20 protein-coding genes are annotated in these 23,330 nt (G+C 69.6%); 10 read left to right on the top strand and 10 right to left on the bottom strand.

What is annotated here, in order from left to right; translation table 11 throughout:
- Positions 1-46: 46 nt before the first annotated feature.
- Complete coding sequence (locus ON21_RS40895) at positions 47-175, bottom strand: hypothetical protein (RefSeq protein WP_308417990.1); 129 nt, start codon at positions 173-175, stop codon at positions 47-49.
- 163 nt (positions 176-338) lie between these two features.
- Positions 339-1,721: a replication-associated recombination protein A gene (locus ON21_RS16695; RefSeq protein ID WP_051020875.1), complete on the bottom strand. Its 1,383-nt coding sequence runs from the start codon at positions 1,719-1,721 to the stop codon at positions 339-341.
- An 86-nt stretch (positions 1,722-1,807) separates the two neighbouring features.
- Between ON21_RS16695 and ON21_RS16700 the strand changes: the two genes are divergently transcribed.
- Positions 1,808-3,481 (top strand): alkaline phosphatase D family protein, encoded by a 1,674-nt coding sequence (locus ON21_RS16700; protein ID WP_051020876.1) that lies wholly within the window; start codon positions 1,808-1,810, stop codon positions 3,479-3,481.
- A gap of 171 nt (positions 3,482-3,652) precedes the next feature.
- Here ON21_RS16700 and ON21_RS16705 read toward each other — a convergent pair whose 3' ends face one another.
- The gene (locus tag ON21_RS16705) at positions 3,653-4,822 is read right to left on the bottom strand and encodes a phosphotransferase family protein (protein ID WP_039798951.1); all 1,170 of its coding nucleotides are present in this window, start codon (positions 4,820-4,822) and stop codon (positions 3,653-3,655) included.
- Between the two features lie 190 nt (positions 4,823-5,012).
- Between ON21_RS16705 and ON21_RS16710 the strand changes: the two genes are divergently transcribed.
- Positions 5,013-5,984 carry a hypothetical protein gene (locus tag ON21_RS16710; RefSeq protein ID WP_039798952.1) on the top strand — a complete coding sequence of 324 codons (972 nt, stop codon included), beginning with the start codon at positions 5,013-5,015 and terminating at the stop codon, positions 5,982-5,984.
- 7 nt (positions 5,985-5,991) lie between these two features.
- Here the strand turns inward: ON21_RS16710 and ON21_RS16715 are convergent, their stop codons facing one another.
- Positions 5,992-6,960, bottom strand: coding sequence for a DUF389 domain-containing protein (locus tag ON21_RS16715; RefSeq protein WP_039798953.1), 969 nt, complete (start codon positions 6,958-6,960; stop codon positions 5,992-5,994).
- A gap of 63 nt (positions 6,961-7,023) precedes the next feature.
- Positions 7,024-8,817 carry an aspartate--tRNA ligase gene (aspS, locus tag ON21_RS16720; protein WP_039798954.1) on the bottom strand — a complete coding sequence of 598 codons (1,794 nt, stop codon included), beginning with the start codon at positions 8,815-8,817 and terminating at the stop codon, positions 7,024-7,026.
- A 190-nt stretch (positions 8,818-9,007) separates the two neighbouring features.
- Between aspS and ypfJ the strand changes: the two genes are divergently transcribed.
- Both ypfJ and ON21_RS16730 read left to right on the top strand, forming a co-directional pair.
- Positions 9,008-9,931 (top strand): KPN_02809 family neutral zinc metallopeptidase, encoded by a 924-nt coding sequence (ypfJ, locus tag ON21_RS16725; RefSeq protein WP_039798955.1) that lies wholly within the window; start codon positions 9,008-9,010, stop codon positions 9,929-9,931.
- Positions 9,932-10,047: 116 nt separating this feature from the next.
- Positions 10,048-10,584: a hypothetical protein gene (locus ON21_RS16730; RefSeq protein ID WP_083880672.1), complete on the top strand. Its 537-nt coding sequence runs from the start codon at positions 10,048-10,050 to the stop codon at positions 10,582-10,584.
- Between the two features lie 73 nt (positions 10,585-10,657).
- Here the strand turns inward: ON21_RS16730 and ON21_RS16735 are convergent, their stop codons facing one another.
- Entirely contained in the window at positions 10,658-12,277 is a 1,620-nt protein-coding gene (locus tag ON21_RS16735; protein WP_039798957.1) for a hypothetical protein, read from the bottom strand.
- Positions 12,274-12,603 carry a type VII secretion target gene (locus tag ON21_RS16740; protein ID WP_039798959.1) on the bottom strand — a complete coding sequence of 110 codons (330 nt, stop codon included), beginning with the start codon at positions 12,601-12,603 and terminating at the stop codon, positions 12,274-12,276. The genes ON21_RS16735 and ON21_RS16740 overlap by 4 nt, the downstream gene beginning before the upstream one ends.
- Before the next feature lie 211 nt (positions 12,604-12,814).
- Here ON21_RS16740 and ON21_RS16745 point away from each other — a divergent pair, with 211 nt between their 5' ends.
- The 4 genes from ON21_RS16745 to ON21_RS16760 all read left to right on the top strand — a co-directional run bounded on the left by ON21_RS16745 (position 12,815) and on the right by ON21_RS16760 (position 18,123).
- Positions 12,815-13,819: an NAD-dependent epimerase/dehydratase family protein gene (locus ON21_RS16745; protein ID WP_039798960.1), complete on the top strand. Its 1,005-nt coding sequence runs from the start codon at positions 12,815-12,817 to the stop codon at positions 13,817-13,819.
- 31 nt (positions 13,820-13,850) lie between these two features.
- Positions 13,851-14,867, top strand: coding sequence for an Rv2578c family radical SAM protein (locus tag ON21_RS16750; RefSeq protein WP_039798962.1), 1,017 nt, complete (start codon positions 13,851-13,853; stop codon positions 14,865-14,867).
- 110 nt (positions 14,868-14,977) lie between these two features.
- Positions 14,978-17,047, top strand: a complete 2,070-nt coding sequence (locus ON21_RS16755; RefSeq protein ID WP_245562623.1) for a 2-oxoacid:acceptor oxidoreductase subunit alpha — start codon at positions 14,978-14,980, stop codon at positions 17,045-17,047.
- Positions 17,044-18,123: a 2-oxoacid:ferredoxin oxidoreductase subunit beta gene (locus tag ON21_RS16760; RefSeq protein WP_039798963.1), complete on the top strand. Its 1,080-nt coding sequence runs from the start codon at positions 17,044-17,046 to the stop codon at positions 18,121-18,123. Before ON21_RS16755 ends, ON21_RS16760 begins: the two co-directional genes overlap by 4 nt.
- 9 nt (positions 18,124-18,132) lie before the next feature.
- On the opposite strand, the gene ON21_RS16765 is transcribed toward ON21_RS16760, so the two are convergent.
- The 3 genes from ON21_RS16765 to hisS all read right to left on the bottom strand — a co-directional run bounded on the left by ON21_RS16765 (position 18,133) and on the right by hisS (position 21,334).
- The gene (locus ON21_RS16765; protein WP_039798964.1) at positions 18,133-19,137 is read right to left on the bottom strand and encodes a malate dehydrogenase; all 1,005 of its coding nucleotides are present in this window, start codon (positions 19,135-19,137) and stop codon (positions 18,133-18,135) included.
- A 123-nt stretch (positions 19,138-19,260) separates the two neighbouring features.
- Positions 19,261-19,908, bottom strand: a complete 648-nt coding sequence (locus ON21_RS16770; RefSeq protein ID WP_051020878.1) for a hypothetical protein — start codon at positions 19,906-19,908, stop codon at positions 19,261-19,263.
- 154 nt (positions 19,909-20,062) lie between these two features.
- A complete protein-coding gene (hisS, locus tag ON21_RS16775; protein ID WP_039798966.1) occupies positions 20,063-21,334 on the bottom strand; it encodes a histidine--tRNA ligase in 1,272 nt (423 codons plus the stop codon).
- Between the two features lie 139 nt (positions 21,335-21,473).
- Between hisS and ON21_RS16780 the strand changes: the two genes are divergently transcribed.
- Both ON21_RS16780 and ON21_RS16785 read left to right on the top strand, forming a co-directional pair.
- Positions 21,474-22,352 carry a peptidylprolyl isomerase gene (locus tag ON21_RS16780; RefSeq protein WP_039798967.1) on the top strand — a complete coding sequence of 293 codons (879 nt, stop codon included), beginning with the start codon at positions 21,474-21,476 and terminating at the stop codon, positions 22,350-22,352.
- Positions 22,353-22,763: 411 nt separating this feature from the next.
- The gene (locus ON21_RS16785) at positions 22,764-23,309 is read left to right on the top strand and encodes a hypothetical protein (protein ID WP_039798969.1); all 546 of its coding nucleotides are present in this window, start codon (positions 22,764-22,766) and stop codon (positions 23,307-23,309) included.
- Positions 23,310-23,330 lie beyond the last annotated feature (21 nt).

Here is a 23,330-nt window from a genome sequence, read left to right on the forward strand (position 1 = left end):
ACCCGATTATTCATCGACCGGGCTCCCGTCGCGTCCCCGCGACCGGTCAGCGAATCCAGCCTCGCAGCGGCTCGCTGTCCAGCTTCATGCCCACCGGAGCAGGCAGTTCGACGGTCTTCCCGAACGCCCGTCGCACGGTCTTGCTATAGACACCGTCCTCCGGCTCGCTGACCACGACTACCTCGCAGCTGTCTCGGTCCACCAGCAGGTGGACCGGGATGCCGGTCTCGGCGTACGCGCGCGGCTTCTCGACCCGGTCTCCGCGATCGCTGCCGGGTGTTCCTTCCGCCCCTTGCCGGATGCACCGATACCGACGCGGTACGCCTGCCGGCGGGCGGTCAGCCTCGGACGATGCGGCGCAGCTTGTCGACCCTGGGGCCGATCTCGCGTTCGTGGCCGTGGTCGGTGGGGTGGTAGTAGTCGACGCCGACCAGTTCGTCGGGCGGGTACTGCTGAGCCAGCACGCCGTCCTTGTCGTCGTGCGGGTATCGGTAGCCCTGCGCGTTGCCGAGCGCCGCCGCGCCGGGGTAGTGGCCGTCGCGCAGGTGCGGCGGGACCGGGCCCGCCTTGCCCGCCGCGACGTCGGCCATGGCGGCGCCGATCGCGGCCACGACGGCGCCGGACTTCGGGGCCGTGGCCAGGTGGATCGTGGCTTGGGCGAGCGCGAGGCGGCCTTCGGGCAGGCCGACCAGCTGCACCACCTGCGCGGCGGCGGTGGCCGTCTGCAACGCCATCGGGTCGGCCATGCCGATGTCCTCGCTCGCGTGGATCATCAACCGGCGCGCGATGAAACGCGGGTCCTCTCCCGCGCTCAGCATGCGCGCGAGGTAATGCAGCGCCGCGTCGACGTCCGAACCGCGGATGGACTTGATGAACGCGCTGATCACGTCGTAGTGCTGGTCGCCTGCGCGGTCGTAGCGGACCGCGGCCTTGTCCACGCTGGCCTCGACCAGGTCCACGTCGACGGTGCCGTCGAGCGAGGACTCCGCCGACGCTTCCAGCGCGGTCAGCGCACGGCGGGCGTCGCCGCCCGCGATCCGGACGATGTGGTCGAGTGCGGCGTCGGTCACCGTGTACGCGCCGTCGAGGCCGCGTGGATCGGTGATCGCCCGGCCGAGCACTTGCCGGATGTCGGTTTCGGTGAGCGACCGCAGTTGCAGTACCAGCGAGCGCGACAGCAGCGGCGACACCACCGAGAACGACGGGTTCTCCGTGGTCGCGCCGACCAGCAGGACGATGCGGTTCTCCACCGCGGCGAGCAGGGCGTCCTGCTGGGTCTTGGAGAAGCGGTGCACCTCGTCGATGAACAGCACGGTCTGCTCGCCCGCCGACAGCCTGCGCCGGGCCATGTCGATGACCGCGCGCACCTCTTTGACCCCGGCCGAGAGCGCCGAGAGCGCCTCGAACCGGCGGCCGGTGGCCTGGGAGATTAGCGAGGCGAGCGTGGTCTTTCCGGTGCCGGGCGGGCCGTACAGCAGCACCGATGCGGCGCCGGAGCCCTCGATCAGCCTGCGCAGCGGCGAGCCCGGACCGAGCAGATGCTGCTGGCCGACCACTTCCTCCAACGTGGCCGGGCGCATCCGCACGGCCAGCGGCGCGCCGGCGTCCCGGCGCACCACAGTGTCGATCGAATGCTCCGCGGGCACCGCGGCCCCGGGCACGTCGAACAAACCATCGCTCACGACAAGGAACGTTACCGAGGCGCACCGACAGCACGACATGCCGTTCCCGGGCGACCGTCCCGGTGCGACGGCGCGGTCCCGGCCGACGAGGCGGCCAACGGAGTTGCGTGTCGCCGATACTTCGGATGGGATCGGTACCCGTGCCTGAAAACGTATCCGTTTCAGATCCCTCGTCCCTCGCACGCTTCGCTCGGCGCACCCTTCTCAAGGGCAGCGCGGCCGCCGCCGCCACCGCCACCGCGGTGTCGGCCGCAGGGCGCGCGGAAGCCGCGACACCGGTGTTCCGGCACGGCGTCGCCTCGGGGGACCCGCTTCCCGACGGCGTGATCATCTGGACTCGGGTGACCGTCTCCGACGACGCCACCGCCGGCTCCGGCCTGGGCGACCCCGCCACCGTCCAGTGGGAGATCGCCGCGGACGAGCGGTTCGCCTCGGTCGCCGCCGCCGGCACCGTGACGGCCTCAGCGGAGTCCGACCACACGGTGAAGGTCGACGTTTCCGGCCTGGCTCCGGGTGTCGAATACTTCTATCGGTTCAGCGCCCTGGGCCAGACCTCTTCGGTGGGCCGCACCAAGACCGCGCCCGCCGCCGCGGACGCTCCTGACCGCCTTCGATTCGGCGTGGTGTCGTGCTCGAACTGGGAGGCGGGCTACTTCGGCGCCTACCGGCATCTTGCCGCCCGTACCGACCTGGACGCGATCGTGCACCTGGGCGACTACATCTACGAATACGGCCGCGGCAAGTACGGCGGCCGCAACGGCACCGTGCGCCCGCACGATCCGGCCGACGAGATCGTCAGCCTGGCTGACTACCGCATTCGCCACGCCCAGTACAAGACCGACCCCGACCTGCTCGGCCTGCACGCCACCCTGCCGTTCATCTGCACCTGGGACGACCACGAATCCGCGGACAACTCCTGGTCCGGCGGCGCGAACAACCACGATCCGGCCACCGAGGGCAGCTGGGCCGACCGGCGTGCCGCCTCCGCGCAGGCCTACCTGGAATGGATGCCGGTCCGCGCGTCCGGCTCCGGCGCCGACGTGCGGATCTACCGCAGGCTGCGCTTCGGCACCCTGGCCGAACTCACGATGCTGGATCTGCGCAGCTACCGCGACCAGGAGGCGAAGCCGGGCGCGAACTGGCGAGAGGCCGACAACCCGGCGCGCACCATCACGGGCAAGGCGCAGATGGAATGGCTGACCGCGGGCTTGTCCTCCGCGCCGGTGCGCTGGAAGCTGGTCGGCAACTCGGTCATGATCGCCCCGCTGGTCTTTCCGCCGCTCGAGCCCGCCACCACGGCGGCGATCACCAGCACCATGGGCCTCCCGCAGTCCGGACCGTCGTTGAACGGCGACCAGTGGGACGGTTACACCGCCGACCGCACGCGGCTGTTCCGCGCCATCGTCGACCAGCAGATCTCCGACGTGCTGTTCCTGACCGGCGATATCCACTCCTCGTGGGCCGCCGATCTCCCCTTGGACGCGGCCGACTACCCGGGCGGCGCGACGGCGGGCGCCGAGTTCGTGGTGCCGTCGGTGACCTCGACCAGCATCGGGGACATGCTCCGGGCGAACTCCGCTCCGATCGCCGAATCGATCAAGACGGTCAACCGCCACCTGCGTTACGTGGACTTGGATGCGCACGGCTACGGCGTTCTGGAGGTCACCCCGGAGCACGCGCAGATGGACTGGTACTACCTGCTGGATGTGGCGGACCCGAATTCCGGTGTGCGGCACGGAGCCTCGTTCGCCGTCCGGTCCGGCGGCCGGATCGAGCCGCGGCAGGTACCGCTCGGCTGAGCGCTGCGGGTGGTCACTCTCCGCCCGTGCATCGCGTGCGTCGACCGCTGGTGGCGGCTACTCGCACCCGGCGCGGGCGGAGCTCGGCGCTTGGGCCCCCACAATCGAGTGGAGACCGGCACAGAGGCCGGCCGTGTGCGAGCCGGGTTCAGCGGCTGCCGTGCCGCGGGCCTATTCCCCCCAGCGCTCTTCCAGCATCGCCGAGACGTCCTCGGCGAAATCCCCCACGATGTCGTCCCCGGTGCAGCGCGCGTCTTCGGCGAGCGCCGCCCAGCGGTTGATCAGTGCCGCCGAGCGGGGCACCGACAGTCCGTGCTCCCTGGCGGCCGCGATGCGGGTGTGGTCGGCGGGCAGGAACCAGTAAGTGGACAGCCAGACCCAGATCAGCCGGGCTTCCAGGATGCGCTCGGCCAGCTGGTCGTCGTCGGCCAGCGCGGGCCACACGCCAACGACCTCCGCGCGCCAGGCCTCCACCATCTGCCGCGCCCGTTCCCGGGAGAGCTCGACATCGCACAGGCAGCCGGGGAAGGACACCAGCGCATAGGCGATGTCCAGGGTGGCGTCGCGGAACCCGCCCCATTCGTAGTCGAGGAAGCGAGCTCCCTCCTCGTTCAAGATCACGTTGTCCGGGCACAGGTCCGACGGGCTGAACGCGCGGAAGCGGCCCGCGGAGTACAGCCGGTTCCCACGCACGATGCGCTCGGCGATCTCGCCCGGCACCTCGATGCCCAGCTCGCGCTGGAGCAGGCCGGGCACCTCGGCGATCGCCGACTCGGCCTGCTGAGCGATGCCGTCCACCCGGTGCACCACATCGACCCGGCGCAGCAGCGCGACGAAGTCCGCCTCGCGCCCGACGGTGGCGGCGTGCATCCGGCCGAGCGCCTGGGCGAACGCCATCAGGGCGTTGCGGGTGGCGGGCTCGGCCCCGGAGCGGAGCACGGCGGTCAGCAGGGAGTTCTCACCGAGGTCGCTGAGGATCAGCAGACGGTCGGGAAGGCTGTGTGCGATCAGGTAGGCGCCCGGCCGGTGTTCCCGGCTCAGCGCGGTGGTGAACTGATAGGACACCGTCTCGCGGAGGAACGCGGAATCGATGCTGGCCACCCCCGGCGCCAAGCCACCGGTCCGGCGATCCTGGGCAGCGCCGCGAACCTGCTTGATGATCAGGGTTCGCGGCAGGGAAAAGGCGTTTTCCGCTACACGCACGCGTAGGACCGTCGTCCTACCACTACCGCTGAGTTCGATCGGATCGCTCAGCTTTACCGGAGCACCCATTCGCTTTGTGAGCAACTGTTGCGCTGCGGACACGACTTCGGCGGCGCGTTCGGCCAATAGTGCGGTCATCGCCTCTCAAAGTACTCGCATGGGGTCACTTCTAGCGAGCGGTTACACAACCTTTCCGCGTCGCTCGGCGTGTCTGCGGCCCGGCCGGACGGCGACCGCCGGTCGCTTGACACCTCTGCACCCGTCGGGTTTTCTCATCCTCAACTGCCCTGCGCCACACCGCAAACCAGTTGAGTGGAAAGGTCTACGCATGACCGAAACCCCGCCCCCCACACCCAAACAATCAGGTGGCGGCGCTCCCTCCCCGAACGACGACGAGCGCTTCGCGGCGCGGCCCGGGCAACACGAGAGCCCGAACCCGCAGGCTCCAGGGCCCGGGACCGGGCACGCCCGCCACGAGATGGCGGGTCAGGCCGGCTATCCGCAGTTCGAGGGCCCCGGCGCGGCGCACTACGGCAACGAACCGCTGGAACCGCCCCCGCCCGTGGGCGCCGGGCACCCCAGTTACGGCCCGCAGGGCACCGGGCCCGGCTGGGCGCCGTCCGGCACCGCGCCCGCCCCGGAGCCGATCTACGGCTACCAGCAGGTCCCCACCGGTCCGGGCACACTGGACGTGGGCCGGGCGATCAGTTTCGGCTGGGCGCGGCTGTGGTCCAATCCCGGGCCGTGGGTCGGAGTGACCGCGGTGGGCCTGGTCGTCTACCTGGCGTTCGTGCTCGTCGTCCAACTCGCCGACCCCACGTCGATGCTGCCGGTGCTGCTGATCTTCTTGGCGGTCATGGCCGGGATATGGCTGCTGCAGGCGGCGATGGTGCGCGGCGCACTGTACGAAACAGACGGCACCCCACCGTCTTTCGGCTCCTACTTCCGCTTCGTGAACGCGGGCAACGTGCTGCTCACCGCACTGCTGGCGTTCACGCTGACCTTCCTCGGGTCGGCGCTCTGCTTGTTTCCCGGGTTGATCGCCGGATGGCTGTGCATGTTCTCGCTGCACTTCGTGGTCGATCAGGACCAGGGCCCTTTCGAGGCGCTGAAGTCCAGCTTCATGCTGGTGGTCGCCAACGCCTGGCAGGTGCTGCTGCTGGCGCTGGCGGTGCTGGTGATCACCTTCCTCGGGCTGCTGCTGTGCGGTTTCGGCCTGCTGATCGCGGGCCCGGTCGCCGTGATCGCGGTGACCTACGCCTACCGGGTGCTCACCGGAGGCACTGTCGCGGCAGTGTGAGGTCCGCTCACTTCTCGATCAGTGAGCGCATGCCGACCCAGCGTTTGAATCGTTGCACCGGACCGGCCTCGCTACCCGCGCGCGGCCGGAGCTGGAGCACGATGATCCCGGCCACGATGATGCCCGCCATGTTCACCGCCAGCTGACCCGCGGAGAGGAACGCCACCCGCCACTCCCCCAGAGTCGCCGCGATCACGGCGAATCCGGCGGCGGGCACGGTGGTCACCGAGATGAACACGCCGACCAGCGCGGCCGACTTCGCGGTCACCAGCGACAGCATGCCCGCCGCACCCGCAAGCAGCGCGACGACGAGTGAGAACGGGCCCACCTGATAGATGAAGTCGACCTGCTCGACGCTGCTCACCCCGTCCATGGTGATCCACCCGACCTGCTCCCACACCAGCGCCGCAACCAAGGTGACCACCATCGCCACCGGAAACCCGACCGCGAGCGCGATCGCCGAGCGGCGGGCGAGCCGGAAGTCCTTGCGCACCAACGCCACCGCGAAAGCGGCCAGCGGACCGAACTCCGGACCGACGACCATCGCGCCGACGATCGTCACCGGCGAATCGGTCGCGACACCCACGGCGGCGAGCAGGCAGGCGATCGTGAGGAACGCGAGAAACGTCGCGTTGAGGCTCGACTCCTCGTGCGTCTGCGCGAGCAGTTCCTCCCACACCACCGCGTCGCTCGGATCCCCGGGCGCCTCGTGCACCGCGCGCTCGCCCGCCTCCGACAGGACCGTCTCGACCGGCGTGAGCGTCATCCCGCCGGACCGGCAGACGCCCAGCGCGGTCAAGTCGTCGAGTACGTCGTTGGCGGCCTCGCGAGCCACGTCCGCCTGGACGAGATCGCCCTTCGGCTCGAGCGCCGCCCCGCGGGCCAGGGTCACGTGCGTGACCCCGGGATCGGCGGCGAGTACCGCGAGCACCTCGTCGGTGAGTTCCGGCGGGCTGATCAGGCGCAAGTGCAGCAACAGGTTTCCTCGCGGTCGGGCAGTCTCAGCTGACCAGAAGGTACCGTTCGCCTCGGCGCCCCGCTACGACGCGGTCTCGGCGTGCTCGCCCTTCCTCTGCTCCGGCTTGACGTCCAGACCCGCTTCTTTGCGCTGCAGTTCGCTGATCGGCGCGGGCGCGTCGGTCAGCGGATCCACGCCGCCGCCGGTCTTCGGGAACGCGATGACCTCGCGGATCGAGTCCTCCCCCGCCAGCAGCGCGGTGACCCGGTCCCAGCCGAAGGCGATGCCGCCGTGCGGCGGCGCGCCGAAGGCGAAGGCGTCCAGCAGGAAGCCGAACTGCTCCTGCGCCTCCTCGGGGGTGATGCCCATCACGTCGAAGACGCGTTCCTGCACGTCCCGACGGTGGATACGAATCGAGCCCCCGCCGATCTCGTTGCCGTTGCAGACGATGTCGTAGGCGTAGGCCAGCGCCGACCCCGGATCGGTGTCGAAGGTGTCCAGCGACTCCGGCTTCGGCGAGGTGAACGCGTGGTGCACCGCGGTCCACGCGGAGTGGCCCACCGCCACGTCGCCGCTCGCGGTCGCCTCGACGGTCGGCTCGAACAGCGGCGCGTCCACGATCCACACGAACGACCAGGCGTCCTCGTCGATGAGACCGACCTTGCGGGCGATCTCGACGCGCGCCGCACCGAGCAACGCGCGCTGCGCCTTCGCGGCGCCCGCGGCGAAGAACACGCAGTCGCCCGGAACGGCGCCGACGTGCTTGGCCAAGCCATCGCGCTCGGCCTCGCTGAGGTTCTTGGCGACCGGGCCGCCCAGTGTGCCGTCCTCGTTCACCAGCACGTACGCCAGCCCCTTGGCGCCGCGCTGCTTGGCCCATTCCTGCCAGGCGTCGAGCTGGCGACGCGGCTGGCTCGCACCGCCCGGCATGACCACCGCGCCGACGTAGGGCGCCTGGAACACCCGGAAGGGGGTGTCCTTGAAGTAGTCGGTGCACTCGGTGATCTCCACACCGAAACGCAGGTCGGGCTTGTCGCTACCGAATCGGCGCATGGCCTCGGCGTACGTCATGTGGGGGATGGGAGTCGGGATCTCGTAGCCGATCAGCTTCCACAGCGCGACCAGGATCTCCTCGGCCAGCAGGATCACGTCCTCCTGGCGCACGAAGCTCATCTCGATGTCGAGCTGGGTGAACTCCGGCTGGCGGTCGGCACGGAAGTCCTCGTCCCGGTAGCACCGCGCGATCTGGAAGTACCGTTCGATGCCGCCGACCATGAGCAGCTGCTTGAACAGCTGCGGGCTCTGCGGCAAGGCGTAGAAGTTACCCGGCTGCAGGCGGGCCGGGACCACGAAGTCGCGCGCGCCCTCGGGCGTGGACCGGGTCAGCGTCGGGGTCTCCACCTCGACGAACTCGTGGCGGCCGAGCACCTCGCGAGCGGCCGCGTTGACCTTGGACCGCAGCCGGATGGCGTGCGCCGGGCCCTCGCGGCGCAGATCCAGGTAGCGATGCTTCAGGCGCGCTTCCTCACCGGGCTGCTCGTCCAGCTGGAATGGCAGCGGGGCGCTCTCGTTCAGCACTTCGAGCTCGGTGACGTTCACCTCGATGGCGCCGGTCGGCAGTTCCGGGTTCTCGTTGCCGCTCGGCCGCGGTTCCACGGTGCCGGTGACGCGCACGCAGTACTCCGCGCGCAGCCGGTGCGCCTGCGCGGCGGGTTCACCCTCGCGGAACACCGCTTGGGCCACACCGGACGCGTCGCGCAGATCGATGAAGATCACCCCACCGTGGTCACGCCGCCGGGCCACCCAGCCGGTGAGAGTGACGGTCTGACCGGCATGCTCGCTTCGCAGCGAACCAGCCAAGTGGGTGCGCAGCACGGGGTTCCTTTCGACGACTCTGGCACCGGCGCGATGTGACCAGGTGCGAGTCCATCGTAGTGAGACACATTCGGTGAGTGGAAACCGATATCGGCGCGCCCGTGCCAAGCTGTATCCGAGGGAGTGTGCACCGGGGTCCCGAACGACCGAGGGTTGGGTGGCCCCGGGGACGAGCGAGAAAGCGACGACGATGACCTTCAACGAGGGCATGCAGATCGACCCCGACCGGGTTTCGTCCGGAGGTCCCGGCATGGGCGGCAAGCTCGCGCTGGGCGGCGGAGCGGGCGGGCTCATCGTGCTGGTGCTGGCGCTGCTGCTGGGCGGCGACCCCGGATCCATCCTCGGCAACTTCACCGGCTCGCCGGACCAGAGCCAGACGCAGCCGGGCACGGCAGGCACGCCGAGCCACTGCAAGACCGGCGCGGATGCCAACAAATACGTCGACTGCCGGGTGGCGCTCACCGCGCAGAGCCTGGACGCCGTGTGGTCGGCCGAGCTGCCGAAGCAGGCGGGCAAGCGCTACGCGCAGCCGAAGGTCGTGCTCTTCTCCGGAGCCACCTCAACCGGATGCGGAAACGCCACCAGCGCGGTGGGGCCGTTCTACTGCCCCGCCGACCGGACCGCGTACTTCGACACCAGCTTCTTCCAGGAACTGGTGGATCGCTTCGGTTCCAGCGGCGGCCCGCTGGCGCAGGAATACGTCGTGGCGCACGAGATCGGCCACCACATCCAGAACCTTCTCGGTGACATCGGCCGCGCACAGCGCGATCCACGCGGGGCGGACTCCGACGCGGTGCGCACCGAATTGCAGGCCGACTGCTACGCGGGCATCTGGGCGCATTTCGCGGACAAGCAGCCTGCGCCGGGCAGCGGCCAGCCGTTCCTGAAACCGTTGTCGGACAAGGACGTCAACGATGCGCTGTCGGCAGCCGCGGCGGTCGGCGACGACCGTATCCAGCGCGCGGCGCAGGGCCGGGTGAATCCCGAAGCATGGACGCACGGTTCGTCCGACCAGCGGCAGAAGTGGTTCCTCACCGGCTACAAGACCGGTCAGGTCCGAGCTTGCGACACCTACTCCGCGCCGGATCTGAACAACCCGTCCGGCCTGCGGTAGCACCGAATCCGATCGATACAGCGCGCCGAGTCCCGCCGCGGGCGGGCGCGCTGTCATGATCTACGCAGTTCGTCTGTGCCGCAGGCGGACACGGACAGCACCGGAAGATGGGATCGATGCGAGTAACGAAAGCCGTTCTGCTGGTTGTGACGCTGATCGTCGCGGTGGGCTCGGGCGCCGCCACGGCCGACCCGGCACTGGATCGGCCCAGTGCGCTACCGCCGATCGCCGCGCCGCTGGCGCTGTTCACGCTGACCACCATTCCGGACGGATGGCAAACCAGGACGGATCTGCGACCGCAGATGGAGATCTTCGCCGACGGCCGTGCCGTCAGCAGTCCCGACGCCGTGGCCGCCGAGCGCCGCCCCGAGACTCCACCGAAACGGATCGACGGCCATATTCCCGCCGACGTGCTGAACGCGGCGCTGGCGGAGACCAAAGCGCTCGCCACGGCGGATCTCGGCGTGCCGAAGGCCACGGACCAGAGCAGCCGGATCATCGACCTCATGCCGCAGTCGCCGTCGGACGACGTACATCTGGTGGTGTACTCGCCGGACACCACCGAAGGACTCGGCGCCGAGCAGCAGGCCGCGCGCAAACGCGTCGCCGATCTCTACCGGAAGCTGATCGACTCGTTCGTGCCGGACAACTGAGGCTCTGCTGGTCACCCGGCCCGGCGGTGATCCGTTCGGACCGGGTGCGGCGCGTCGCCTGCCCGGCGTGGCCTCAGAACTGGTCCTGCTCGTAGTCCGAACTGATGATCTCGTCCGAGTGCGTCGCACCGATGACGTCCGGCGTCGACTCACCCAGCGGACCGGTCAGATCGTCGTTGCCGGTCGGGCTCAGGTAGGGCTGCACCGTGCGCGAGTGTTCCTCGTCGTTGCTGCGCTGCCCCCCTGCGGCGCCCGGGCCGCCCATGAAGCTGCTCGATCCCGCGGGTGTGGTGCTCGCGGGTGCACCGGTACCCAATGAAGTGCCCGGCACGCCGGCGACCGGCCGGATCGGCGGAACTGCGGTGCCGGGCAGGCCGCTGGTTCTGGGAACCGAGGATGTGCTCGGACTGCCGGGACGGCCGGGGCTGCTGCCGAACAGGCTGCTCGGCGTGCCGTGGCTGGTGGTCGGACTGTGCGAGGTGCTGTGCACCGACGACGGCGTGGTCGAGGGCGACGTGGTCCCCGGCGTGGCGGAGTCCAGGCCCGCCGCCTTGGTCGCGGTCTCCGACGCGGTCGACTGCGCCTGCTCCAGGATCGGTTGCCCGACGTTCTCCGCCAGCGCCTGCGCGACCTCCTGCGGCGCGGGCCCTCCGCCCGGCGCGACCAGCTGCTGCACCATGCCGCTGAGCTCGGCGGTCTTGCCTGCCAGGTCTCCGCGGGTCGCGTTGACCACACCGACGGCCTGACCGAGGTGTTCGGTGGCCGAGGCCATCAGCGTCGCCTGGGCGGGCGGGGTCAGGATCACCGGCGCGAGCGCGGTCGCCTGGGTGGCGAACGACGACGCGATGCCGAGCAGTTGCGCGTTGCCCTGCTGCACCACGGTGGCGGCGCGCTGCGTGAGCTCGGAGATGTCGATGCCCCGCTGGCTGGTCTCGCGCCCCTCCACGTTCGCCTGCTGGCTCGCGGCCTGGGCGTTGCGCGCGGCCTGGCTCTGCCACAGCTGCTCGACCGTGCTCATGCTGCCCTTGCCGACCTGCATGGCCATCTCGATGACCTTGGAGGACTGGCTGAGGATCGCGGTCGGATCGAACGCGCCGATGACGCCGGTGCCGAAGCTGCTCAGCAGGTCCAGGATCGGCTTCATCAAGAGGTCGACGCCGGGCAGCGCGGGCACCGCGACACCCTGCAGCAGGGCAGCCACCGGATCGGCGGGCAGAGCGGGCAGCGATCCGGCCGCGGCCGCCGCCTGGTTCACCGTGCCCGCGATCGCGCTCGGCGCGGCGGCGAGTGCCCCGTTCAGCACGCCGTTCGCCTGATCGAGCGCCGCGTCGATCGCGGGCGCCGCGATCTGTCCGATCGCGGTGTTCGTGTCCCCGAGCAGCGCGGACGCCTCGTGCACGAAGCCGTGCCCGTCCTCGGCGCTCGGGGCCCCGCTCAGCCCGGGCAGACCGCCGGGCACGGTGGCGGCCGAGTGCTGATCCTCGGAGATCTTGCGGGACAGCACGAATTCGGGCGGCTCGATGGGGGGCAGGTCCTCGGGCAACTGCGGCAGCGGCAGGTCGAGCACCGCCTGAGCCGGTGTCTGCTGCAGGGCGTCCAGCACGGTCTGCTGGCCGATGGCGACGTTCTGCTCGGCCGCGTGCGCGACAGCGTGGCCCTCCGGCGCGATGACGCCGCTGTCGAGCGGCCTCATACCGCGCCCCCGATCTGGCCCGCGATCGACCCGAGCGCACCGGCGTTGGACCAATCGACGGCGTCGTAGGCCGCGGCGGCGCTGAACGCCGACTCGGAGAGCTTGGCGTACTTGGCGGACAGATCGTTGATGTCCTTGGCCTGCAACACTTGCGCCGCGGCGAACATCGCCAGGTAGTCGGCGCCGATCAAGCCGAACACGGGGACGAGCGCCGAAACGTTCTTCACCGCGTCGAAATTGCCCGCCCCCGCGAGATCACCGGCGATACCGGCGTTCGTGGCGGCGAACGCCCGGACCGCTTCGGTCTCTACCGAGAGATCACTCATCGAGTTGCCCCCCAAATCGTCGTACAGATCAACATCGTGCAGTTGTGGTGATCCGCCTGCTCCCTGCCGAATCGGCAAGGGCCGCTACGGTTGCGCTCAATATAGCCGACCGGACCGGCATGTTTCGAGCCCGAACGCGCCGCGGCACCGGGCGGACCGGACAGAACTGGAACGTGTTGCAAATTAGAACAAGTTCTATATTCTCTGTCCCATGAAGGTCGCAGTGACCGGCGCAGCCGGCTACCTTGGCACGAATCTGCTCCGACTCCTCACCGAGCGCGGCCACCAGGTCACGGCCATCGATCGGGCCGTCCCCGCCGAGCCGGCGGCGCCCGGCGTCACCTGGATGCGGGGCGACGTGCTCGACCCGGACTCGATGCGCGCCGCGCTCGACGGCGCCGAGGTGGTCTACCACTTGGTCGCGGTGATCACCCTGGCCGAGCAGAACGATCTCGCCTGGCGGGTGAACACCGAGGGCGTGCGCGTGGTCGCCGAAGCGGCGCTGGCGGTCGGCGCGCGCCGGATGGTGCACGCCAGCTCGATCCACGCGTTCAACCAGTACAGCTGTGGCGGCCGGATCGACGAGAACGCGCCGCGGTCGACCGATCCGGCGCTGCCGGTCTACGACCGCTCGAAATGGGCGGGCGAGGTGGCGCTGCGCAAAGTGATCGACCAGGGACTGGACGCCGTGCTGTGCAACCCCACCGGCGTCTTCGGCCCGCTGGACTACAGCAAGCCGCTGTCCCGCATCAACCGGACCCTCAGGGACGCGGCCCTCGGACGCATACCCGCCATGATCGGCGGCGGATTCGACCTGGTGGACGTGCGCGACGTCGCCGAGGGCCTGGTACTGGCCTGCGAGCACGGCCGCACCGGCGAGAACTACCTGCTCGGCGGATCGATGATCTCGATGCTCGAGCTGTGCCGCGTCGCCGCTACCCACGGCGGCAAGCGCGGCCCGAAGTTCGCCATCTCCCCGAAGCTCGTGTCCGGCTTCATCCCGGTGCTCGCGCCGCTCGGCAGGCTGTTCAACTCCGACATCGCCTCCAAGGCGGCGCTCGGCGCGCTGATCTCCGCGCCGGTCGTCGACCACGGCAAGGCCGAACGCGAGCTCGGCTACCGGCCGCGTCCACTCGACGACACGGTGCGCGACCTGGTCACCTTCTTCGCCGACCCGGCCGCTCTCACACCGCCCGGCACCAAGCAGATCGCTTGACAGTCGCTAGAACACATGTTCGACTGAAAGGGTGCGGTGGCAAAGCCAGACCCTGGACGCCGACGACGGCGCCTTGCCCGGGCTGTCCCGGGCCGGTCTGGTGCGCACCGTGCGAACGCCGGAGTTCGACGGCATCACGTTCCACGAGGTGCTGTGCAAGAGCGCGCTGAACCGGGTACCCGAGGGCGCGAACGTGCCGTTCCAATGGACCGTCAACCCCATGCGGGGTTGCTCGCACGCCTGCCGCTACTGTTTCGCGCGCGGAACGCACGAGTATCTGGATCTGGACGCGGGCCGGGACTTCGACTCGCAGATCGTGGTGAAGACGAATGTCGCCGCGGTGCTGCGCAAAGAACTGGCAAGGCGGTCCTGGCGCCGCGAACCGGTCGCGCTGGGCACCAACACCGATCCCTATCAGCGCGCGGAGGGGCGATATCGCTTGATGCCGGGCATCATTCGCGCGTTGACCGAATCCGGCACCCCGTTCTCCATCCTCACCAAGGGCACCCTGCTGCGCCGGGACCTGCCGTTGCTCACCTCGGCCGCCCGCGAGGTGCGGGTGAGTCTCGCGGTGTCCATCGCGATACTGGACGAGGATCTGCACCACAGCCTGGAACCCGGCACGCCGTCACCGCGAGCCCGCCTGGACCTGGTCCGCGCGCTCGCCGACGCGGGCTTCGCCGTCAACGTGCTGGTCGCACCGGTCATCCCCTGCCTCACCGACGGGCGCGCCCACCTGGACGCCGTCTTCGGCGCGATCGCCGAGGCCGGGGCCGAATCGGCGGTCGCGTTCCCCATGCACCTGCGCGGCAGCACCAGGGGCTGGTTCCTGTCCTGGCTGGCCGAGCACCATCCGGCGTTGCTGCGCCGGTACCGCCAGCTCTACCGGCGCGGCGCCTACGTCACGCCGGAATACTCCGCGTGGCTGCGCGCGCGAGTCGCTCCGCTGCTGGCAGAGCACGGTCTGACGGCACGCAGTCGACCCGAACCGGAGACACGCGCCGAAACCGCGCACACGAGCGACGCGCAACTGGCATTGTTCGCCTGACGCCCGCGTCGTCGAATCTCGCCGGTCCGCGCGCTTCGTGGGCGCGCACCGCATTCGACGGAGTAGTTTGGCGATGGCACCTCTCAGCGACGAGGAAGTGAAGCAGGCATATGGTTTCACACCAAAAAGATGTCGGCACAGCGAAGTTGGAAAAGGTCGTCATTCGGTTCGCCGGGGACTCCGGCGACGGAATGCAGCTGACCGGCGACCGCTTCACCCACGAGGCCGCCGCCTTCGGCAACGACCTGGCCACCCAGCCCAGCTTCCCCGCCGAGATCCGGGCGCCCCAGGGCACGCTGCCCGGCGTCTCGTCGTTCCAGATCCAGATCGCCGACTACGACATCCTCACCGCGGGCGACCAGCCCGACGTGCTGGTCGCGATGAACCCCGCCGCGCTCAAGGCGAACCTGGAGGACCTCCCACGCGGCGGCACCGTCATCGTCAACACCGACGAGTTCACCAAGCGGACCCTCGCCAAGGTGGGTTACGCCGCCGATCCGCTGACCGACGAGACACTGTCGGACTTCGTGGTCCACCGGGTCTCGATGACCTCGCTCACCCTCGGCGCCACCGAATCGACCGGCGTCGGCAAAAAGGACGCCCAGCGTGCGAAGAACATGTTCGCCCTCGGCCTGCTGTCCTGGATGTACGGCCGCCCGATCGGCGGCACCGAGCAGTTCATGCGGGAGAAGTTCGCGACCAAGCCCGACATCGCCGAGGCGAACATCCTGGCCTTCCGCGCGGGCTGGAACTACGGCGAGACCACCGAGAGCTTCGCCACCACCTATGAGATCGCGCCGGCCAAGCTACCCCCTGGCACCTATCGCCAGATCACCGGCAACACCGCGCTCGCCTACGGCCTGATCACCGCGGGTCAGCTCGCGGGACTGCCGGTCTTCCTCGGCACCTATCCCATCACACCGGCCTCCGACATCCTGCACGAGCTGAGCAAGCACAAGAATTTCGGCGTCACCACCTTCCAGGCCGAGGACGAGATCGCCGGCATCGGCGCGGCGCTGGGCGCTTCGCTCGGGGGCGCGCTCGGCGTCACCAGCACATCCGGGCCGGGGCTCGCGCTCAAGAGCGAGACCATCGGCCTGGCGGTGATGACGGAGCTGCCGCTGGTGGTGATCGATGTGCAGCGCGGCGGACCGTCGACCGGACTGCCGACCAAGACCGAACAGGCCGATCTGCTGCAGGCGCTCTACGGTCGCAACGGCGAATCACCGGTGGCGGTGCTCGCGCCGCGCTCCCCCGCGGACTGCTTCGCCACCGCGGTGGAGGCCGCGCGGATCGCCCTCACCTACCGCACTCCGGTGCTGCTGTTGTCCGACGGCGCGATCGCGAACGGGTCCGAACCGTGGTCCATCCCGCAGGTGGCGGAGCTGGAACCGATCGACCCGGCGTTCGAACCGGAAGGCGACGACACCGACCCGTTCCAGCCGTACGCGCGCGATCCCGACACACTCGCCCGGCCGCTCGCCGTCCCGGGTACGAAGGGCCGCGCCCACCGCATCGGCGGGCTCGAGAAGGCGGACGGCAGCGGCAACATCTCCTACGACCCGGCCAACCACGAACTCATGGTTCGCCTGCGCCAAGCCAAGATCGACGGCATCGAGGTGCCCGATCTCGTGGTGGACGATCCGGACGGCACGGCCGAGCTGCTGCTGATCGGCTGGGGCAGTTCGTACGGACCGATCGGCGAGGCGTGCCGTCGCGCGCGGCGGCGCGGGGCCCCGGTCGCCCAGGCACATCTGCGGTACCTCAATCCGCTGCCCGCCAACCTCGGTGACGTACTGCGCCGCTATCGCGTCGTGGTCGCGCCGGAGATGAACGGCGGCCAGCTCGCCACGCTGCTGCGGGCGAAGTACCTGGTCGACGTGCGGCCGTGGACGAAGATCGCGGGCACCGCGTTCTCCGCCCAGGAACTGGTCGGGGTGATCGACGCGGCGCTGGACGGGTCGATCGAGGAGATGGAACAGAACAAGGTCTTCGCCGCACGAGCGAGGGCCACATACCGAACGCCGCCGGACGAAGTCCGGCCACAGCCCAGTGCAGGGCCGAGCGCAGGCGAGGCAGCCACATACCGAACGCCGCCGGACGACGTCCGTCCACAGCCCTGTGCCGGGCCGAGCGCAGGCGAGGCAGCCACCTATCGCATGACTGGGGGTAACGCATGACCATCGTGGAAACCTCACTGGTCGGCACCGATCTCGGACTGACCGGTGTATCCGGGGTGCCGTCCGCGGACGGACCGCAGAAGGTGAAGGACTTCACCTCCGATCAGGAGGTGCGCTGGTGCCCCGGCTGCGGCGACTACGTGATCCTGGCGACGGTGCGCGGCTTCCTCGCCGAACTCGGATTGCGTAGGGAAAATCTGATGTTCGTGTCCGGGATCGGCTGCTCCAGCCGATTCCCGTACTACCTGGAGGCCTACGGTATCCACTCCATCCACGGTCGTGCGCCCGCGATCGCGACCGGGTTGGCGGTCAGCAGGCCGGATCTGTCGGTCTGGGTGGTGACCGGTGACGGCGACGCGCTGTCCATCGGCGGCAACCACCTCATCCACGCGCTGCGCCGCAACGTGAACATGACGATCCTGCTGTTCAACAACCGGATCTACGGCCTGACCAAGGGCCAGTACTCGCCGACCTCGGAACAGGGCAAGATCACCAAGTCCACCCCGATGGGCTCGGTGGACCACCCGTTCAACACGTTGTCGGTGGCGCTGGGCGCGGAAGCGACCTTCGCCGCCCGCGCGCTCGACTCCGATCGCGCGGGACTCACCGAGGTCCTGCGCGCCGCCGCCGAGCACCGCGGCACCTCCTTCGTGGAGATCCTGCAGGACTGCCCGATCTTCAACGACGGCTCGTTCGACGTGCTGCGCCGCGACAACGCCGCCGACCATCTCGTCCCGCTGCGGCACGGCGAGCCGATCCGATTCGGCGCCGAAGGCGAATTCGCCGTCGTACGAAAGGGTTTCGGTCTCGCGGTGGCCCGCGCCGACAGCGTCGCGGAGTCCGACATCGTGGTGCACGACGCGTACGCCGACGACCCGGAGTACGCCTACGCGCTGTCGCGGTTGTCCGATCAGGGGCTCGAGCATGTCGTCACGGGCATCTTCCGCAGCGTGTCTCGACCCACCTATGACGACGCGGTGCGCAACCAGACCCAGACGGCGCGGGAACGGAAACCCGTCGGTCCCGAATCGCTGCAGTCGCTGCTCACCGGGCCGGAAACCTGGACGGTGGGCTGAGCGGGCCGGTCAGACCCGCTTGGCGAAACCGAGGTCGATGACGGCGTCGCGCTCCTGCTCCAGCTCCGCGACCGAGGCGTCGATCCGGGGACGGGCCAGAGCATCGATCGCAAGCTCGGGCACGATGGTGTACTCGCCGTTCGCGCACGTGACCGGGAACGAGCTGATCAGGCCTTCGGGGACGCCATAGGAGCCGTCCGAGGGCACGGCCATGGACACCCAGTCACCGTCCCGGGTGCCACGCACCCAGTCGTGGATGTGATCGATCGCGGCGCTGGCCGCACTCGCCGCAGAGGACGCGCCGCGGGCCTGGATGATGGCGGTGCCGCGCTGCTGGACTGTGGGCACGAAGTGCTCGGTCAGCCACGCCGGATCGCCGATCAGGTCGAGGGCGGGGCGCCCGGCGATGGTGGCGTGTGCGATGTCGGGGTATTGCGTCGCCGAGTGATTGCCCCAGATCGCGACCCGCGCGATATCGGCGGCGGGCGCACCGGTCTTCTTGGCCAGTTGCGCGATGGCGCGATTGTGGTCCAGCCTCGTCATGGCGGTGAAGCGCTCGGCGGGCACGTCCGGTGCGTTGCTCATGGCGATGAAGGCGTTGGTGTTGGCCGGATTGCCGATCACGAGCACCTTCACGTCGTCCGCGGCGCTGGCGTTGATCGCCGCGCCCTGCTCGGTGAAGATGGCGCCGTTGGCGGCGAGCAGATCCGAACGTTCCATTCCGGCGGTGCGCGGCCGTGCGCCGACCAGCAGGGCGATGTCGGCCCCCGCGAAGCCGATCCAGGGGTCGTCGCTGATGTCGATGGACTCCAGCAGCCCGAACGCGCCGTCTTCCAGTTCCATCGCTACGCCCTCCAGCGACGCCACCGCGGCGGGGACCTCCAGTAGCCGCAGACGCACGCGCGTGTCCGGGCCGAGCATCGCGCCGGAGGCGATCCGGAACAGCATGCCGTAGGCGATCTGGCCCGCGGCTCCGGTCACGGTGACGGTGACGGTCCCAGCGGCGGTGCTCACGACGAACTCCTTGCGGTCGGCGGACTTCTGCTGCCCACCCTAGCCACTCTCACCGCCACCGACGGCCCACGGTGAGCTACGCGACAGTGACGCGTGCGCCGCCCGGCACGGCCCCGCGCGGCGTCAGCCGAGTGTGGCGACCTCGCTGTCGGTCAGCACGATCGGCGAAACCGCGTCCTTGGCGCGTGCCAGCCGCACGGCGCGATACAGCGGCCGTTCCTCGAGCCCGGCGTCACGCGCCTCGGCCCGCAACTGCTGCACCAGGATCTCCGAAACCGCTACAGCCGCGGCCAATTGGCTCGCGGCGAGCGCGTCCGCCAGCCTGCGCAAACCGAGCAGATGCAGCTCGCGACCGCTGCCCGCGTCGGTGTACATGGCCAGCGGAACGACCTGCGAGACCTCCCCCGCGGTGATCCGCAGGGCGATCCGGCTCAATCGGGCCGGGAATACCAGAACCTCGACGCCGGTGGCCGCCGCCATCTCCACCCGCCGCTCACCGAACAGCCTGCGGGCATGAATCATCGTGCCGGTCAACCACATTCGCCGCCGACGCAGCGCGACGGCGTACAGCACGGTCGGCGCGCCGACGACGACGCCGACGGCCGCGGCGATCGGCCAGCTCACCACGGTCGCGGCCAGCAGCGCCGCGCCCAGCCCGATGCCCGACGCGGCCAGCGCGAGGCGGCGCAACATCGGCGCGTACAACTCGGGCGCGACCAGATCGAGGCCCACCGGCGCGATCGCCTGCTGGTCATCAGAATTCGTGGACACTGCTCCGCCCTCTCGCGACTCCGGCGGCGGTGGTGTGCGCGCCGGTCACGCTACCGCTCCCGTCGCCCGGCCGACGACGGGTTCGACGCACAGTACCGTGCGCGCGGCGGTCTCGCCGCGAAACCCGAGGGCACCGCGCGCACCCGCCACCTCTCTACCCGGCCAGCGACTCCCGGATCACGCCGACCGCCTCGGGCAGCGGGATCTGCCGCTGGTCGCCGGTCGCCATGTCCTTGAGCCCGATGGTGTTCTCCGCGAGATCACGATCGCCCAGCACGAGGGTGAACTTCGCCCCGGAGCGGTCGGCCGCCTTCATCGCCCCCTTCACACCGCGCCCGCCGTAGGCCAGATCGACCCGGACTCCCGCCGCGCGCAACTGCGCGGCCACCACCACCAGCCGCTGCTTGGCTGCGTCGCCCAACGGCACGCCGAACACTTCGCAGCGCGCCGGATTGCCCGCCGACTTGCCCTCGGCCGCCAACGCCAGCATGGTCCGGTCGACGCCGAGTCCGAACCCGATACCCGACAGCGGCTGCCCTCCGAGCTCGGCCATGAGACCGTCGTAGCGGCCGCCGCCGCCGATGCCGGATTGCGCGCCCAGACCGTCGTGCACGAACTCGAACGTGGTCTTGGTGTAGTAGTCGAGGCCGCGCACCATGCGCGGGTTCACCACATACGGCACACCCAGCGCTTCCAGGTGGCCGAGCACCTGCTCGAAGTGCGCCTTGGCCGACTCCGACAGGTGATCGATCATCAGCGGCGCGTTCGCGGTCATCTCCCGCACCTCGGGCCGCTTGTCGTCCAGCACGCGCAACGGGTTGAGCTGGGCGCGCCGCTTCGTCTCCTCGTCCAGCGGCAGGCCGAACAGGAAATCCTGCAGCAGTTCGCGGTACTGCGGGCGGCATGTCTCGTCACCCAGCGAGGTGACCTCGAGCCGGAACCCGTCCAAACCAAGGCCGCGGAATCCGGCATCGGCGATCGCGATGACCTCCGCGTCCAGCGCCGGATCGTCGACGCCGATCGCCTCGATGCCCACCTGCTGCAACTGCCGGTACCGGCCTGCTTGCGGCCGCTCGTAGCGGAAGAAGGGACCCGCGTAGCACAACTTCACCGGGAGCTGCCCGCGATCCAGGCCGTGTTCGATGACCGCGCGCATCACGCCGGCGGTGCCCTCGGGGCGCAGCGTGACGCTGCGGTCGCCACGGTCGGGGAAGGTGTACATCTCCTTGGTGACCACGTCGGTGGACTCGCCGACGCCACGGGCGAACAGGCCCGTGTCCTCGAAGACCGGCAGCTCGATATGCCCGTACCCGGCCAGTCGGGCGGCGCGGAGCAGGCCGTCGCGCACCGCGACGAACTCGGCCGAGCCGGGTGGCACGTAGTCCGGTACCCCCTTCGGGGCGGAGAAGCTGCTGGTCTTGGTCACGATGCTCCAGTTTCCACCACTGCGGCCCCGCAAGTCCAACCGGTTCCCCGAACCGCCTCTCAGGAAGGTTGCGGAACAGTCTCAGGTAGAAATGGCACACTCTTATCCCGATGTAACCGGATACGGGAGGAACGTGGTAGTGCCGAGCAACGAACAGCGACGAGCCGCGGCGAAACGCAAGCTGGAACGTCAGCTCGCCAACCGGGCCGAGCGGGCGCGCAAGCGCAAGCAACTCACCATCGCCGGATCGGTACTCGGTGTCGTCGTCGTGGTCGCCGCCGTGACCGGGGTGTACTTCTTGACCCGCGGCGACGACAGCAGCGGCTCCGATGCCGCCGACGCCCCGCTGTCCAGCACCCCCGCCGCGGCCGCGCCGCCCGCCGCGAAGGCCAAGCCCGCGACGGTCGACTGCGCCTACCGCGACAGCGCCAAACCCGCCGACAAGCCGGTCAACAAGCCGAAGGCCGACGGCATCCCCACCACCGGCGTCGATGCCAAGATCAGCGTCAGCATGGAGACCAGCCAGGGGCCGATCGGGCTGACCCTGAACAACGCCGATTCGCCGTGCACGGTGAACAGCTTCGTCAGCCTGGCGGCGCAGAGCTACTTCGACGGCACCAGCTGCCACCGCATGACCGCGGGCGAGGGTCTGAAGGTCTTGCAGTGCGGCGACCCCACCGGTACCGGAATGGGCGGGCCCGGTTACGAGTTCGACAACGAGTACCCAACCGACCAGTACGCTCCGAACGATCCGGCGGCCACCACGGAGCCGATCGCGTACAAGCGCGGCGTGCTGGCCATGGCCAACGCGGGGCCGGGAACCAACGGCAGCCAGTTCTTCATCGTGTACTCCGATTCCCTGCTCCCGCCGCAGTACACGATCTTCGGCACCGTGGACGACAACAGCCTCGGCACGCTCGACAGGATCGCCGCACTGGGGCAGGACGACTCCAACGGCCCCGGGGACGGGAAGCCCAAGCAGCCGGTCACGATCCAGTCGGTGCGCATCGACCGCTGAGTGTGGACGCATTCGGGCCCGCGGCCGACTCCGGCCGCGGGGCCGAGCCGTATCCAGGCCCGTCCGGGCGAAGTGAGGGTAGTCGAACCTTTCTTCGGTTAGGGTGCCCTCAACCGAAGATCATCCGGCACGCCCGGAGACACGCCGGAAATGTGCGATACATGCTGATAAAGCAACACGCTCGTTCGTTTGTGCCGACCTTTGTCAGGTAACCTCGGAACAAGGAGTTCTTGCAGCGTAGTGCGGCCTCGGCCGGGCGAACCCCCGGGCAGGAAGTGCCACGCCACAAGTTCTTCGGGTGTCCACGTTTGCAGGCGGGACCCGCTGCACGGGACTACAGCTCGCGTGGCGGCGTCCGTAACGAAGCACCACAATCATCCATAGTGATCACTGCAGCATCGGGGAGCAGCCATGTCCGAGGAACTGGACGACATCGGCCGGGAAACCGCGGCCATGATGAGGACAATGTTGCAGCTTGCGACGCTCGTCGCCTTGCGGACCCGCGAGCGTGGTCAGAAGGAAGCCGAAGCGCGCGTCAAGCTCACCGAGGCCCGCATCAAAGAGGCCAAGGAGTTGCAGCTCCGGGAGGCGCGCGACGCGAAGGCGAAGGATCCGCGCAACGCCGAGCTGGCCAGGCTCATCGAGAAGCCCATCCCGGAAAAGGGTGTGTCACTGGAGAAAGACCGGTTCTCCGCCCAGGCCGAGGCATCACGGATGGCGGCCAATGCCGCCAGCAAACCGGCCCTGCAATACGACTCCCAGGAACGCCGGATGGCGATCGCGGCACATCTCGCGAAAATGGGTGTGGCGCCGGAGCTTGCCGCGGTACGGATGCTGATCGAAGTAGGGCAGGCACAGCCGCCGGGTGAGGCCGTACGCACCCGCCCCGGCGAGGCGCCCGCGGTGACCAGGGCAGGACGGGAACAGGAATCCCGTGGCCTGGAGCGCACGCGATAGCAAGAGACGAACGAACGCCCG

It is taken from the genome of Nocardia araoensis NBRC 100135 (assembly GCF_000308435.1).
Classification (GTDB): domain Bacteria; phylum Actinomycetota; class Actinomycetes; order Mycobacteriales; family Mycobacteriaceae; genus Nocardia; species Nocardia araoensis.

Excerpts from the sequence above, each read along its gene's own strand:
- ON21_RS16695 (WP_051020875.1), bottom strand. The coding sequence starts at position 1,721 with ATGTCGTGCTGTCGGTGCGCCTCGGTAACGTTCCTTGTCGTGAGCGAT.
- ON21_RS16700 (WP_051020876.1), top strand. The coding sequence starts at position 1,808 with ATGGGATCGGTACCCGTGCCTGAAAACGTATCCGTTTCAGATCCCTCG.
- ON21_RS16705 (WP_039798951.1), bottom strand. The coding sequence starts at position 4,822 with ATGACCGCACTATTGGCCGAACGCGCCGCCGAAGTCGTGTCCGCAGCG.
- ON21_RS16710 (WP_039798952.1), top strand. The coding sequence starts at position 5,013 with ATGACCGAAACCCCGCCCCCCACACCCAAACAATCAGGTGGCGGCGCT.
- ypfJ (WP_039798955.1), top strand. The coding sequence starts at position 9,008 with ATGACCTTCAACGAGGGCATGCAGATCGACCCCGACCGGGTTTCGTCC.
- ON21_RS16730 (WP_083880672.1), top strand. The coding sequence starts at position 10,048 with ATGCGAGTAACGAAAGCCGTTCTGCTGGTTGTGACGCTGATCGTCGCG.
- ON21_RS16735 (WP_039798957.1), bottom strand. The coding sequence starts at position 12,277 with ATGAGGCCGCTCGACAGCGGCGTCATCGCGCCGGAGGGCCACGCTGTC.
- ON21_RS16740 (WP_039798959.1), bottom strand. The coding sequence starts at position 12,603 with ATGAGTGATCTCTCGGTAGAGACCGAAGCGGTCCGGGCGTTCGCCGCC.
- ON21_RS16745 (WP_039798960.1), top strand. The coding sequence starts at position 12,815 with ATGAAGGTCGCAGTGACCGGCGCAGCCGGCTACCTTGGCACGAATCTG.
- ON21_RS16755 (WP_245562623.1), top strand. The coding sequence starts at position 14,978 with ATGGTTTCACACCAAAAAGATGTCGGCACAGCGAAGTTGGAAAAGGTC.
- ON21_RS16760 (WP_039798963.1), top strand. The coding sequence starts at position 17,044 with ATGACCATCGTGGAAACCTCACTGGTCGGCACCGATCTCGGACTGACC.
- ON21_RS16785 (WP_039798969.1), top strand. The coding sequence starts at position 22,764 with ATGTCCGAGGAACTGGACGACATCGGCCGGGAAACCGCGGCCATGATG.